The sequence below is a fragment of the Pseudomonas sp. MBLB4123 genome, from assembly GCF_051904775.1.
Taxonomy (GTDB): Bacteria; Pseudomonadota; Gammaproteobacteria; order Pseudomonadales; family Pseudomonadaceae; genus Aquipseudomonas; species Aquipseudomonas benzenivorans_B.
This window is the reverse complement of the sequence record NZ_CP196711.1, coordinates 134,500-147,858: the sequence shown is the minus strand read 5'-3', so window position 1 is coordinate 147,858 and position 13,359 is coordinate 134,500. Positions and strand designations below refer to the sequence as shown.

Sequence of the window (13,359 nt, the reverse complement as noted above, 5' to 3'; positions counted from 1 at the left end):
GCTCTGCGAGGCGATCGCTCCCTGGAGGTAGCACGTGAACCGAAAAGACAAGGCTCGCCCCTCACTCGCCCTGGCCCTGTTGCCGATCGTCCTCACGCTCGGCGTGCTGGGCATCCAGCTGTTCTACTACGACGACTTCACGCCCCACGTGCCGCTGGCCATCGGCCTGGCCATCACCGCGACGATCGGCTGGTTCCAGGGCTATCGCTGGAAGGACATCGAGGAAGGCTCGCTGCACGTGGTGTCCATCGGCCTGCAATCGCTGGGCATCCTGATGGTGGTTGGCATGATCATCGGCACCTGGATCGCCAGCGGCACCGTGCCGCTGATGATCTACGGCGGCCTCAAGCTGCTCTCGCCCGAGGTCTTCCTCGCCGTCGCCATGCTGATGTGCGCGGTGGTCTCGGTATCCCTCGGCACCTCCTGGGGCACCGTCGGCACCGTCGGCCTGGCGCTGATGGGCATAGGCGCGGGCTTCGACATCCCGATGTACTGGACGGCCGGTGCCGTGGTCTCGGGCGCCTTCTTCGGCGACAAGGTGTCGCCGCTGTCCGACACCACCAACCTGGCGCCGGCCGTCACCGGCGTCAACCTGTTCGACCACATCCGCAACATGATGCCGACCACCGTCCCGGCCATGCTCATCGCCCTGGTCATCTACCTGCTGGTGGGCTTCAACCTGATCGCGGTGAACGCGGTCGACTCCAGCAAGATCGACCAGATCACCGGCGGTATCGCGCAGAACTTCGAGCTGAGCCTGGTACTGCTGCTGCCCGCCGTGCTGGTCATCGGCCTGTCGCTGAAGAAGATGCCGGCCCTGCCCTCGCTGTTCGCCGGCGCGCTCGCCGGCGGCGTCCTGGCCATGATCTACCAGGGTGCCAGCCTGCACGAGGTATTCACCTACATGCAGGGCGGCTACAGCATCGACACCGGGGTCAAGGCGATCGACAGCCTGCTCAACCGCGGCGGTATCCAGTCCATGACCTGGGTCATCACCCTGGTGATGATCGCCCTGGCCCTGGGCGGCGCCCTGGAGCGCACGCGCTGCCTGGAAGTGATAGTCGAGGCCGTGCTCAAGCGCACCCGCAGTTTCGGCAGCATGCAGGCCGCGGCGATCGGCACCTCGATCACCACCAACCTGGTGGCCGGCGACCCCTATCTGTCCATCGCCCTGCCGGGCCGCATGTTCGCCCCGGCCTATCGCGGCAAGGGCTACTCGACCCTCAACCTGTCCCGTGCGGTCGAGGAAGGCGGCACCCTGATCTCCCCGCTGATTCCCTGGAATTCCGGCGGCGCCGTGGTCATCGCCTCCCTCGGCCTGGGCGTGTCCGGCGGCAACCTGGAGAACCTGCTGTATATCCCGCTGGCCTTCGCCTGCTGGCTGTCGCCGGTGATCGGCATCGCCTACGCCTACCTGGGCTGGTTCTCGCCCAAGGCCAGCGAACAGGAACGCGCCAACTGGAAGTCGCAGGGCGAAGCGGTGCAGGTGCTCGAGCCGACCGCGCCGGACTACCGTGCCGTGGCGGCCGCCGACTGATCGCCATGCAGCCGCGATAAGCCTGCGAGCACTCGCCGAAAACCAGGGCCGGCCGTCATGCGACGACCGGCCCTTGGCGTTGTCTGCGACCGATGGCCGATGCCCCTCAGCGCTCGAAGGCCTCACGGGCACCGGCCAGGGTGCGCCGCAGCGCGGCCTCGAACGCGGCGAGCAGCGCCGGGCAGGCCGCGCCCTCGTCCTCCCGGCTGCCGTCCTCCAGCGCCTGGGCCCGCTCGGCGGCCTCGACCAGGCCGAGGGTCTGGCAACTGCCGGCCAGCTTGTGCGCCAGCTCGCCGACCTCGTACAGGTCGTCCAGCTGCAGGGCCTCGTGCAACTGCGCCAGCAGGCCGCCGGCCTGCTCCTGGAACTGCTCGAACAGCTTGTCCAGACGCGCCGGGCCGAACACCTGACGGTGCATGGCCAGCAGCTGCAGATCGACCCCCGCCACGCCTTGCGCCGGCACGCTGTCGACCTCGCCGTCGGCGTTTGACGGCCGTCCCTGACTCAGGTCCGCCAGCACCTGCTGCAAGGCCTCGAGCCGCAGCGGCTTGGCCTGCACCGCAGCGATGCCGGCCGCCTGGTAGGCCTGGATGTCCGCCACGCCGACGCTGGCGGTCAGGGCGATCACCGGCGTGGCGGCGTTGAGGCCGTCGCCCGCGCCGCGGATGGCCCGGGTCACCTCGATGCCGCTCATGCCCGGCAGGTGCATGTCCATCAGGATCGCGTCGAAGGCCTGCTGGCGGCACACCGCCAGGGCCTGCTCGCCGTCCTGCGCCAGCTGCACCAGGTGCCCGGCATGCTCGAGCAGGCCGCGGATGACCTGCTGGTTGATCGGCGTGTCCTCCACCAGCAGCAGGCTTAGGCTGGGCAAGGGCTCACCCTCGACAGAAGGCGCTTGCGGCGCCGGTGCCTCGGCGGCCCGCAACGCCACCTCGAACCAGAAGGTGCTGCCCTGCCCTTCGACGCTGTGCACGCCGATCTCCCCGCCCATGGCGGCGACCAGCTTCCGACAGATGGCCAGCCCCAGGCCGGTGCCGCCGAAGCGCCGGGTGATGCTTTCGTCGGCCTGGGTGAAGCGCTCGAAGATGCGCCGCTGCTGCGCGGCGCCGATGCCCATGCCGCTGTCGCGCACCTCGAAGCGCAGCCGCCGGCCAGGCTCGCCCCCGCTGACCCGGACCTCGACGCTGCCGCGTTCGGTGAACTTCACCGCATTGCTCAGCAGGTTGGACAGCACCTGGCGCAGGCAACCGGCCGCCCCGCGGAAGTACGCGGGCAACTGCGGCTCGATCCGGCAGCCGACCCGCAGCGCCTTGTCCTGGGCTTGGGCCTCGGCCAGCAGGCACTGTTCCTCGACCAGTTGGCGCAGACAGAAGCTCTGCTGCTCCGGCACATAGCCGCCCTCCTCCAGCTTGGCGTAGTCCAGCACGCCATCGAGGATCGCCAACAGGCTCTCGCCGGACTGGCGCAGCGCCTCGAGATAGGCGCGAGCCTGCTCGGATTGCGGGCAATGGGCCAGCAGCTGGGTCATGCCGAGGATGCCGCTGATGGGCGTGCGAATCTCGTGGCTGATACCGGCGAGGAACTGCGAGCGGGCGCGGCTGGCGGCCTCCGCCGCCTCCTTGGCCTGGCGCAGGCTGCGGGTGCGCTGGTCGACCCGACGGCGCAACTGCTCGCGACTGAACAGCAACTGCTCGTGGGCCCGTTCGCGGCGGTCGATATCCTGGTTGATCGCCAGACGCAGCTCGTTGAGCGCCTCGGCCACCTCGTCCAGCTCGTCGCTGCGCGCCCCCGGCTGACGCTGCAACTGCAGCGGCGCGTCGCGCTCGCCGCTGCCCAGGCTGCGGGCGTAGCGCGCCATGCTTTCCAGATGTCGGGTGACCAGGCGCTGGAAGATCAGCATGACCACCAGCACGACGAGGAAGATGGTCAGGGTCTGGCCGAGGAACAGCGTCAGGGCGCTCCAGCCGAGACGGGCGTAAACCGCGCCCAGATCGGTCTGCACCACCAGCTGGCCCAGCTCGCGTGGCCCCAGGGCCGTCTCGTGGCGCAAGGGAAAGCGATGTTCGGCGGTGCGCCGCGCCGCCTCGCCTGGCGCGCGCAACACCAGGTGCCCGCCGCTGTCGGCGTCCTCCAGGGTCAGCGCACTGATGTCGGGGAAGTCGAGGATGCCGCGCATCTGCAGGCGCAACTGCGCCTGGTCGACGTCCCAGATGCTCTTGGCCAGGCTGCCCAGGTAGACGTTGCGGATCAGCTCGATGCGCTGCTCGATCAGGCGCATCTCGCGGCGGTACTCGATCACCCCCTGGATGGCGGTGGACAGCAGCACGAAGGCCAGGCTGCACACCAGCAGGTAGAGGGTCATGCGGTAGCCGAGCGGATGCTCCTGACGGTAGGTGAGCAGCTTGCGCCAGTAGGGTTCAGGGCGTCGGGTCATAGAGGCTGGGCATGCGATGGGGTTCGGCGCGGTAGCGGGCACTGTAGTGCGCGTCCAGGCGGTCCAGGGTGCCGTCCGCCGCCAGCTCGCGCAGGCGCTGGTCGAGACGCGGCAGCAGGGCCAGCAAGGCCGGGTCGCGGCGCACGCCGATATGGTAGTGCTCGGTGACCAGCTCGCCCGGTTGCTGGACGATCACCTGATCGTAGCCGAAGCGGCGGTTCTGCAACGTCCAGCTGTACAGGCCGACCGGCATGAAGTCGATGCGCCCCTGGGCCAGCTTGGCGAAGTTCTGTTCGCCGCTGGACACCCATTCGATATTCAGGTGCCGCTCGGCGAAGCGGTCGAAGCGCTCGCCGAAGCTGTCGCCGAGCAGCAGGCCGACGGTCAGCCCGCGCAGGTCGTCCCAGTCGCGGAAGCGGATCGGCTTGTCGCGACGGGTGAACAGCAGGATGGGGTCGGCCACCAGCGGCGCCTGGGTATAGCCCAGCCAGGCCTCGCGCTCGCGGGTGCGGTAGGCGGCCACCACGATATCCACCCGGCCCTGCTTGGCCTCCAGCAGGCAGCGCTTCCAATTGCCCAGCACCAGCAGGCGCACCTCGTGGCCCAGCTCGCCGAACAGCTGGCGCACCACCTGCGGCGCCAGCCCCACCAACTCGCCCTGGGAATGCCAGGACACCGGCGGATAGGACGGGTGGCCGCAGGCCAGCAGCTCGCGCGCCTGGGCCAGCGGCGCCAGCAGGACCAGCAGCAGAGCCAGGGCCGCGCGTTTCACCGGCTCTGCAGCGCCTTGGCCGCGAGCAGGTAGCCGACCCCGTGAACGGTGAGAATGATCCGCGGGTTGGCCGGGTCGTCACGCAGCTTGCGGCGCAGGCGACCGATCAGCACGTCGATGGTGCGGTCGTTCGGCGCCCACTCGCGGTTGCGCATCTGGTCGAGCAACTGGTCGCGGCTCATGGTCTTGCCGATATGCCCCAGCAGCACGCCGAGCAACTGAAACTCGGCACCGGTGAGCGGGCTGACCTGGCCCTCGCGGTCGCTGACCTGGCGCAGGCTCAGGTCCACGGTGCACTCGTCGAAACGCAGCAGATCCGACTCGGCGCCACCGGGGGCCTGGGCGCGGATCAGGCGCACGCGGCGGCACAGGTTCTTGGCCCGGGCGAGTATCTCGCGGGGGTTGAAGGGCTTGGTCACATAGTCGTCGGCGCCGCACTCCAGGCCGATCAGCTGGTCGACCGCATCCTGGCGCGCGCTGATCAGGATGATGCCGACCTCCGAATGCACCCGCAGCTCGCGGGTCAGGGTCAGGCCGTCCTTGCCGGGCATGCGGATGTCCAGCAGGATCAGGTCCACCGCCTCGCGCGCCAGGATCTGCTCGGCCTCCTCCGCGGTGGCGGCGGCCAGCACCCGGTAACGCTCTTCGCTGAAATAGTTGCACAGGCACTCGCGGGTGATGAGCTCGTCATCCACCACCAGCACCGTCAGGTCGTCGGACATGCCTGGCCTTCCCGGACTGAACGCTGTGGGGCCGGCCCCGGAGGCCGTGCGGTTCGACGCCCCCGGGCATCCGGCCGGTTCGCTGCACTCTATTACAAGCAGGCGCCCCCCAGGTGTCTATTTCCGACACCTGGGGGGCACCGGGCCGGCCCGCGCGCAACGCCTCAGAACGGCAGGGGCAGCTTGGCGGTGCGGCCGCCGTCGACCACCAGCACCTGCCCGGTGATAAAGGCCGCCTCGTCGCTGGCCAGGAACACCACTGCGGCGCCGACGTCCCGGGGCGTGCCGGTGCGGCCGACCGGGTGCAGGGCCAGCAGGCCCTTGCGCGCCCCCTGCGGGTCGTCCTGGGCGTTGAGGTAGGCATCGCTCAGGTCCGAGTCGATCCAGCCCGGGGCGATGGCGTTGCAGCGAATGCCATCGCTGCCCAGGTCCACCGCCAGGGCCCGGGTCAGGCCGTGCAGGCCGGCCTTGGAGGCGCAGTAGGCGGCGTGCATGGGATTGGCCCCCAGGCCCTCGATCGAGCCGATGTTGATGATGCTGGCGTGGCCCCGCTGGCGCATCTGCCACAGCAGTTCGCGGGCGAGGAACACCGGCGCGCGCAGGTTGACCGCCAGCATGTGGTCCCAGTCCTCCTCGCTCATCACGTCGATCGGTTGCTCGACCATGAAGCCGGCGTTATTGACCAGCACATCGGCGCCGCCCAATAAGTCCTGCGCGGCCTCGGCGATATGCCGCGGAGCGCCGCGCTCGGCCAGGTCGGCGGCGACGAAGAACACCTCGGGATTGCCCGCCAGTTCGGCATCCAGGGCCTGGCGCTGGGCCACCAGCACCCGCGCGCCGGCGGCCAGGAGTTTCTCGGTGATGCCGCGGCCGATGCCGCGACCACCGCCGGTTACCACCACGTTCTTGCCTGTGAGGATCATGTTCGTCTCCTTAGCCGGATACCGGCTTGGCGCCTGTGACCTCGAGGGTCTCCCCGGCGATGTAACGGGCCTCGTCCGAGGCCAGGAAGGCGATCACGTCGGCGATGTCCTCCGGCTCGGCGATGCGCCCCAATGGCACGCTCCTGTTCAGCTCCTCGACGGCCTTGTCCGGGTCCAGGCCGCGGCGCTCGAAACCGCTGCGGATCATCGGCGTATTGATCTCATGCGGGCACACCGCGTTGACCCGGATACCCAGGGGTGCGCAGTCGCGACCGAGGTTCTTGCTCAGGGCCGCCACCGCCCCCTTGCTGGTGCAGTAGGCGACGTGCCCCGGCCCCGGATACACGCCCCATACCGAAGAAGTATTGACGATAGCGGCGCCCTGTCGCCCCTTCATGTGCGGGATCGCCGCGCGGCAGATGTAGAACACCGCATTGAGGTTGACCCCCATGGCGTCGAACCACATCTCGTCGCTGGTTTCCTCGATGGTGCCGCGGGGGATGATGCCGGCGTTGTTGAGCACGATGTCGAGGCCACCGAAGGCTCCCACCGCGCCGCCGACCAGGGCCTCGCAATAGCTCTTCTGCTTCAGGTCGCCCGCCAGGTAGGCGACCTCGGCGCCAAGCGCGTGAGCCTGTTCGGCGATGGCCGCGCAGCCGGCCTCCTCGCGGTCCGACAGCATCAGGCGCGCGCCCTCGCGGGCGAACAACAGGGCCAGGGCCTGGCCGACTCCACCGGCGGCGCCGGTGATCAGGGCGACTTTCCCGGCGAACTTCATAGGGCAACCTCCATGGAGCGGCTCGAACCAGGCTGGGCCTGAGGGGATGGGCTGTCGAACAGCAGGTCGAATAGCGCCGAACAGTCGGCACTGGCGGGCAGTGCGGCGACCGCCCGCTCGATGGCCTCCCGGCGAGCCTGGTCCAGGCTGACCCCGGCCAGCAGGTGGAACTTGGCGCGGAATTCCGCCTGGGTCATGGCCGTGGCCGGGTCGCCCTTGGCCGCGGTGATCGGGCTGGCGAAGCGCTGGCCGTCCCTAAGCTGCACCGTCACCCGCGAGAGGATCTCCTCGGGGAAGCGCGCCGACAGGTCGTCGGCCTCGACGATCTCGATGCGCCGGCTGACGGCGAGGATGTCGGCGGCCTGGATCGCCGCTCCGGTCACCTCCAGCGGGCCGACCTGACCGCGGGCGACCAGGGCCGCCAGGGGGAAGGCCAGGGCGTACTGGGCCTCGTCGGCATTGGCCGGGGTATGGCCCTGCAGGCGCATGGATTCGTGGAAGGTCTCGACGCGGATGCACTCGACGGCCTCGCCGCAAATCTGCGGCTGCTCGGCCAGCAATGCGGTCATCGCCGTCAGCGCCGGCTGCGCCCAGCGGCACACCGGCCAGGGCTTGAAGTACTGGGCGTCGATCTCCCAACGCTGGCCGAGGTCGTGCCACTGGGCGGCCACGGCGGTGGTCTCCACCGTCTCGGCCGGCGCGCCGGTGACCCCGGCCTGGGCCAGCAGCAGGGCATTGAGCCCGGCATGGGCGCCGGCGCCGTGGGCGTCGCGCAACATCGAGGGGTGATCGACCAGGCGCATCATCGGACAGCGCGGGCCGAAGTACTCGGCGATGCCCAGGGCATGACGGAAGGTCGGCTCGTCCAGGCCCAGCAGGCGCGCCCCGGCGCAGACCACGCCGAGCCCGGAGAACGACCCGGAGGCGTGGTACTCGGGCGCGGTGGCCATCAGCGCGGCACCGGCGCGCAGCGCCGTCTCGTAGCCGATGCACAGGGCGCCGAGCAGCTCCTCGCCGCTGATCTTGCGGCCCTGCTCGCGGCAGGCGTCGACCAGCGCCAGCAACGCCGGCACCACGCTGGCGCCGGCATGGCCCTTGGAGGTGAAGTGGCCCTCGTGGGCATCCAGGCTGTCGACGCTGAAGCCGCCGGCCCAGGCCGCGCCCAGCGGGTGCACGGCACGGCCGTCGAACAGCAGGCGGCTGGCCAGGGCACCGGCCGGGTAATGCGCGACCGCGTAGGCCTTGAGGGCCTGGCTGGTCTGGTTGTCGCGGGCGCCGGCGGCGACCCCGAGGATGTCCAGCAGGCAGGTCTGCAACAGCTCGCGGGTATGGGCCGGCGCCTGGTCGAAGCGGAAATCACGGACGAACGAATAGAGCGACATGCGGTTACTCCACAGACGACACTCAGGGTTATCGAAAAAAAGGTGCCCAGAGCTGGACACCTGAAGGGTCAATCACCCGAGCCGTGGCTCAGTTGGCCGCGGCGCGAGCCTGCTTCAGCCAGCGGTCGAAGCGGGTGCGGTGCTTGGCGATCCACTCGTCGGCATGGCGCTTGATGTCGGCGGCGCCGTTCTCGCCGTTCTGCATCTTCAGGTTCTGCACGCTCTCGTCGACGGTGTTGATCTGCACCAGGGAGAGGAACTTCAGGGCCGCCGGGTTCTCCTCGGCGAAGTCCTTGTTCAGCACGGCCTTCACGGTGTCCACGGCGAAGCCCAGGTTCTTGCCGTTGAAGCTGGTGTTGACGCTATTGTCGCCGCCCGGCAAGTCGGTGTGCGGCACCTCCAGCCAGACCACGTCCTTGCCCTCGACCAGCACGCCGGCGATCCACTGCGGCACCCAGGTGAAGTAGAGGACCGGCTGGCCCTCCTTGTAGCGGGCGATGGTGTCGGCCATCAGGGCGAAGTAGGAGCCGCGGTTATGGCTGACACTGCTCTCCAGGTCGTAGGCCTTGAGGTGATGGTCGATCACCAGCTCGCAGCCCCAGCCCGGGTTGCACCCGGTGAGATCGGCCTTGCCGTCGCCGTTGGTGTCGAACAGTTTGGCGATTTCCGGCTTCTTCAGGTCGGTGATGTACTTGATGTTGTGCGCCTCGGCGGTCTTCTTGTCGATCAGGTAGCCCTGCAACACGCCGGGGATCACGTCGCCGGCCTTGACCAGGGTCTCGTCGCCGCCGACCTTCTGGTAGAAGGTGTCGTGCAGCTGGTCCCACAGGTGCACGCTGAAATCCGCATCGCCGTAGGACAGCGCCAGCATCATGGCCGCGTATTCGGTTTCCTTGGGCTCCTGCACCTCGTAGCCCAGCTCGCGCAGGCCGGCCATGGCCAGTTCGCCGCGGAAACGCTCCTCGGCGATGCTCGGGAAGATCGGCGTCACCTCCACGCCCTCCCCCGGCTTCTCGGCCGAGGCGGCCTGGCCGTAGAGCGGCAGCAGGCTCAGGGACGCCACGGCGGCGCCGTGCAGCAGCTTCTGGGTCAATCCACGCTTGTGCAAAGTCATCGTCATCTACCTCTGTGGTCTTGTTCTGGTTTAAGGGTGTCGATTGCGCCGGTCGGGGTTCAGGCGCTGGCCTTGGCCGTTACCGGGCGGCTGCCCAGCAGGCGCAGCAGCAGGCCGACGGGGCCGCTGTGATACCAGCGCTGGCTCGGGTCGGCATTGCTGCGCTCGCCCATGGCCTGGGTCAGGCGGTCGAGGAAGATCGCCAGCAGCACCAGGCCGACGCCGCCGACCGTGGCCAGGCCCATGTCCAGGCGGCCGATGCCGCGCAAGACCATCTGCCCCAGGCCACCGACCGAGATCATCGAGGCGATCACCACCATCGACAGCGAGAGCATCAGGGTCTGGTTGACGCCGGCCATGATGGTCGGCGCGGCCAGGGGCAGCTGTACGCGGCGGAGCATCTGCCACGGCGTGCAGCCGAAGGCGCGGGCCGCCTCGATCTTGTCGTCCGGCACCTGGCGGATGCCCAGGTTGGTCAGGCGCACCAGCGGCGGCACGGCGAAGACGATGGTCACCAGCACGCCCGGCACGTTGCCGATGCCGAACAGCATCACCACCGGCACCAGGTAGACGAAGGCCGGCAGCGTCTGCATGGCATCGAGCACCGGGCGCACGGCCTTCTCCAGGCGATCGCTACGCGACGAGAGGATGCCCAGGGGCACGCCGATCAGGGCGCAGAAGAACACCGAGGTGAGCACCAGCGACAGGGTGGTCATGGCCTCGGACCAGACGCCGATCAGGCCCAGCAGGGTCAGGGTCACGGCACAGAACCAGCCCATGCGCGCCCCGGCCACCTGCCAGCCGAGCAGCGCAGAGAGGAGGATGCCGATCGACGGCGGGATGCTCTGCAGCACGTATTCGAAGCCGTTGAGCACCTGATCGATCGGCCAGCGGATCAGGCGGAAGAACTCGCGAAAATTGTGCACCAGGTAATTCAAGGTGCTTTCCACCCAGTCCCCCAGGGGAATGCTCAAGGTCTGGAAGGGGTCTAGGAAACTGAACTCGGACATGGGGATACCTGCTCTTCGCTTCTGCTCGGTGGAATGCCGCTAGGACTCAGTGGCGACTCAGGGTCTGCAGCAGCAGATTCTTGGAAATGGTGCCCTTGAAGGCACCGCCATGGTCCAGCACCGGCACCGGGTAGGGCACCGAGGCCACCAGGTCGAGTACGTCATGCAGCGGCGTATCGACGTAGATCGGTTGATGGTGGTCCAGGCGCAACTGCTCCAGCCGCTGCAAGCCGGCGCCACTGCCGTTCAGCGCAGCGGGCTCGATCACGCCGAGCAGCCGGTCGCCTTCGTCGACCAGGTAGCCGAAGGGCACGCCGGCCTGGAAGCCCGGCGCCTGGCCATTGACCCGGCACACCGCGGCGGGGTCCACCTCGGCCACATCGCCGGCGTTGAGCACCCGGGAGCTGTCGAAGCCGTGGAAGAAGTTCTCCACGTACTCGTTGGCCGGGTTGCACAGCAGCTCCTGGGGCGTGCCGATCTGCACCACCCGGCCGCCCTCCATGATGGCGATGCGGTGGCCGATGCGGATGGCCTCTTCGATGTCGTGGGAGATGAAGATGATGGTGCGCTGCTGTTCGGCCTGCAGACGGATCAGCTCGCCCTGCATCTCGCTGCGGATCAGCGGGTCGAGGGCGGAGAAGGCCTCGTCCATCAGCAGGATGGTCGGGTCGTTGGTCAGCGCCCGGGCCAGGCCGACGCGCTGCTGCATGCCGCCGGACAACTGGTGCGGGTAGCTGTTCTCGTGCCCGGCCAGGCCGACCTGGCGCAGCGCCTCGACCGCCCGCGCCTGGCGTTCCTGCTCGCTGACCCCGGAGATCTCCAGGCCGAAGGCGGCGTTGTCCAGCACGCTCATGTGCGGCATCAGGGCGAAGGACTGAAACACCATGCCCATCTCCTTGCGCCGCACCTCGAGCAGGTCCTTGTCGGACAGCCCGGTGATCTCCCGGCCGTTGAGGTGGATGCTGCCGGAGGTGGGCTCGATCAGCCGGTTGAACAGCCGCACCATGGTCGACTTGCCCGAGCCGGACAGGCCCATGATCACGAAGATCTCGCCGCGCTTGACCGAGAAGTTGGCGTCGAACACGCCGACGACCTGGCCGGTCTTCTGAAATATCTCGTTCTTGTCGGCGCCGTTGCGCAACATATCCATGGCCACTTCCGGCTGCGGCCCGAAGACCTTGAATATGTTCTTGACCGAAAGTATCTCGTCAGCCTGGGTCATCGCACCCTCTTCTTATAAGTCTATGGATCATCAACTTGGCGACGCCTGCCGGCGCTTTATCCAGGGCGAAGTCGTCCCGCCAGCGCCGAACTTCGGAGAAGTTGTCGCCGGCCGTTAGTAGCCTGGATCACCGCGAAATATGCCCCTTGGCGACTGCCTGCACGCGTGCCGCCGGGTGGGTCCAAGTTAGGGTTTGGGGGGCTGAGCGTCCAACGACATTTGTTCGGCGCAAACCATAACTTGATGTTATTGGTTGAGCCGGGCACTCAGGACTCGGTGAAGAGCTTCAGGCCACCGGCTCGGCTTCGCGGCGCACGCCACAGGGGCAGTGATAGAGAGGTTTCGAGGGCCCGCGAGGTGAGCAGAGAGACCGGCCCGGCCTGCTGCCTGACCCTGTGCCCCCGTTGCACACGACCTGTGCAGGGTGGGTTGGTGGCGCAGAGCCGCGAGGTGAAGACCCACTACGGCATGATGCGCCACGTAACCCGGCAGCGGGGATCGACCTCGCCTGGTGGGGTTTGGCGCAACGGACCAGGCAGCCGCACAGGGCCCATGGTCATGCGCCCCACCTGCGCCCCCGCCCTATGAATAGCGGCTCTTCATCCGCCGGGCGGCGGCTTCGGCGGCGTCCAGCCCGGCGTCGACGGCCTGCTTGAAACCGGCATCGATCATCGCCTGCAAACCGGCGGCGGTGGTGCCGCGGTAGTCGAGCATGGCCTGGACCATCTGCGCCGGCGGCATGCCGCCACGCCCCAGCAGCTGGCTCGCCCCCACCACCACGCCGCGCACCGCGTTCTCGGCCACCTGGCGCGGCAAGCCCCTGGCCAGGGCATGGGCCAGCATGGCCTCGGCCAGCAGCGCCGGATAGGCCGCCCCGGAACCGACCAGGCCGGTGAGGTAGTCCAGGTCCGCCTCGCTGGCCACCTCGTCGGTGTCGCCGCAGCTCTCGAACATCGCCCGGGTGAAGGCCTTGTCGGCGGTGCTGACCTGCCCGCTGGCGAACCAGGGCGTGTAGCACTGGCCGATCTCGGCGGCGGCGTTGGGCATGGCGCGGATCACCCGGCCACTGCCGGTGCGCGCGATCAGGGTGTCGAGGGAGACCCCGGCCATGAAGGAGATCAGCAGCTTGTCGGCGGCGTCGATCTCGACCGCGGCGAACTGCTCGGGTCGCACCGACAGCACGATGACCTCGGCCTCCTCGGCCAGCCGGCGGTTGTCCGCCGTCAGCCGCACCTCCGGCCAGGCCTCGAAGCCCGCGAGCGTGCCGCTGCGGCTGGAGAGGATCAGCCCGGCCGGCGCCAGCACGCCCTTCTCGAGCATGGCAGCGCCGATGGCGCGCCCCAACCAGCCGCCACCACCGATGATGCCGACCGTCATTGCCTGTGCCATATCCCCTCCCCTGCGGCGCAAGGCCGTTCATTCAAGGGCAACGCCAGAGACTTGCCCCCTGGTGGATGGCTGCGGC

Annotated in this window: 11 protein-coding genes; 1 reads left to right on the top strand and 10 read right to left on the bottom strand. The window is 68.7% G+C overall.

Going from position 1 to position 13,359, the window contains the following annotated elements:
• Positions 1–34: 34 nt before the first annotated feature.
• Positions 35–1,537: a Na+/H+ antiporter NhaC gene (gene nhaC, locus ACSX1C_RS00685; RefSeq protein ID WP_439887802.1), complete on the top strand. Its 1,503-nt coding sequence runs from the start codon at positions 35–37 to the stop codon at positions 1,535–1,537.
• 106 nt (positions 1,538–1,643) lie between these two features.
• On the opposite strand, the gene ACSX1C_RS00680 is transcribed toward nhaC, so the two are convergent.
• The 10 genes from ACSX1C_RS00680 to ACSX1C_RS00635 all read right to left on the bottom strand — a co-directional run bounded on the left by ACSX1C_RS00680 (position 1,644) and on the right by ACSX1C_RS00635 (position 13,283).
• The gene (locus tag ACSX1C_RS00680; protein ID WP_439887801.1) at positions 1,644–3,971 is read right to left on the bottom strand and encodes an ATP-binding protein; all 2,328 of its coding nucleotides are present in this window, start codon (positions 3,969–3,971) and stop codon (positions 1,644–1,646) included.
• A complete protein-coding gene (locus ACSX1C_RS00675) occupies positions 3,955–4,743 on the bottom strand; it encodes a substrate-binding periplasmic protein (protein ID WP_439887800.1) in 789 nt (262 codons plus the stop codon). The genes ACSX1C_RS00680 and ACSX1C_RS00675 overlap by 17 nt, the downstream gene beginning before the upstream one ends.
• Positions 4,740–5,465 carry a response regulator gene (locus ACSX1C_RS00670; RefSeq protein ID WP_439887799.1) on the bottom strand — a complete coding sequence of 242 codons (726 nt, stop codon included), beginning with the start codon at positions 5,463–5,465 and terminating at the stop codon, positions 4,740–4,742. The genes ACSX1C_RS00675 and ACSX1C_RS00670 overlap by 4 nt, the downstream gene beginning before the upstream one ends.
• A gap of 164 nt (positions 5,466–5,629) precedes the next feature.
• Positions 5,630–6,388: an SDR family NAD(P)-dependent oxidoreductase gene (locus ACSX1C_RS00665; protein WP_369958895.1), complete on the bottom strand. Its 759-nt coding sequence runs from the start codon at positions 6,386–6,388 to the stop codon at positions 5,630–5,632.
• A gap of 10 nt (positions 6,389–6,398) precedes the next feature.
• Positions 6,399–7,166: an SDR family NAD(P)-dependent oxidoreductase gene (locus ACSX1C_RS00660; protein ID WP_439887798.1), complete on the bottom strand. Its 768-nt coding sequence runs from the start codon at positions 7,164–7,166 to the stop codon at positions 6,399–6,401.
• Positions 7,163–8,548, bottom strand: a complete 1,386-nt coding sequence (locus ACSX1C_RS00655) for an MmgE/PrpD family protein (RefSeq protein ID WP_439887797.1) — start codon at positions 8,546–8,548, stop codon at positions 7,163–7,165. The genes ACSX1C_RS00660 and ACSX1C_RS00655 overlap by 4 nt, the downstream gene beginning before the upstream one ends.
• A gap of 88 nt (positions 8,549–8,636) precedes the next feature.
• Positions 8,637–9,662, bottom strand: a complete 1,026-nt coding sequence (gene proX, locus ACSX1C_RS00650; protein ID WP_439887796.1) for a glycine betaine/L-proline ABC transporter substrate-binding protein ProX — start codon at positions 9,660–9,662, stop codon at positions 8,637–8,639.
• Between the two features lie 59 nt (positions 9,663–9,721).
• The gene (gene proW / locus ACSX1C_RS00645) at positions 9,722–10,672 is read right to left on the bottom strand and encodes a glycine betaine/L-proline ABC transporter permease ProW (RefSeq protein ID WP_439887795.1); all 951 of its coding nucleotides are present in this window, start codon (positions 10,670–10,672) and stop codon (positions 9,722–9,724) included.
• 46 nt (positions 10,673–10,718) lie between these two features.
• Positions 10,719–11,894 (bottom strand): glycine betaine/L-proline ABC transporter ATP-binding protein ProV, encoded by a 1,176-nt coding sequence (gene proV, locus ACSX1C_RS00640; RefSeq protein WP_439887794.1) that lies wholly within the window; start codon positions 11,892–11,894, stop codon positions 10,719–10,721.
• 582 nt (positions 11,895–12,476) lie between these two features.
• Positions 12,477–13,283 (bottom strand): pyrroline-5-carboxylate reductase family protein, encoded by an 807-nt coding sequence (locus ACSX1C_RS00635; protein ID WP_439887793.1) that lies wholly within the window; start codon positions 13,281–13,283, stop codon positions 12,477–12,479.
• Positions 13,284–13,359 lie beyond the last annotated feature (76 nt).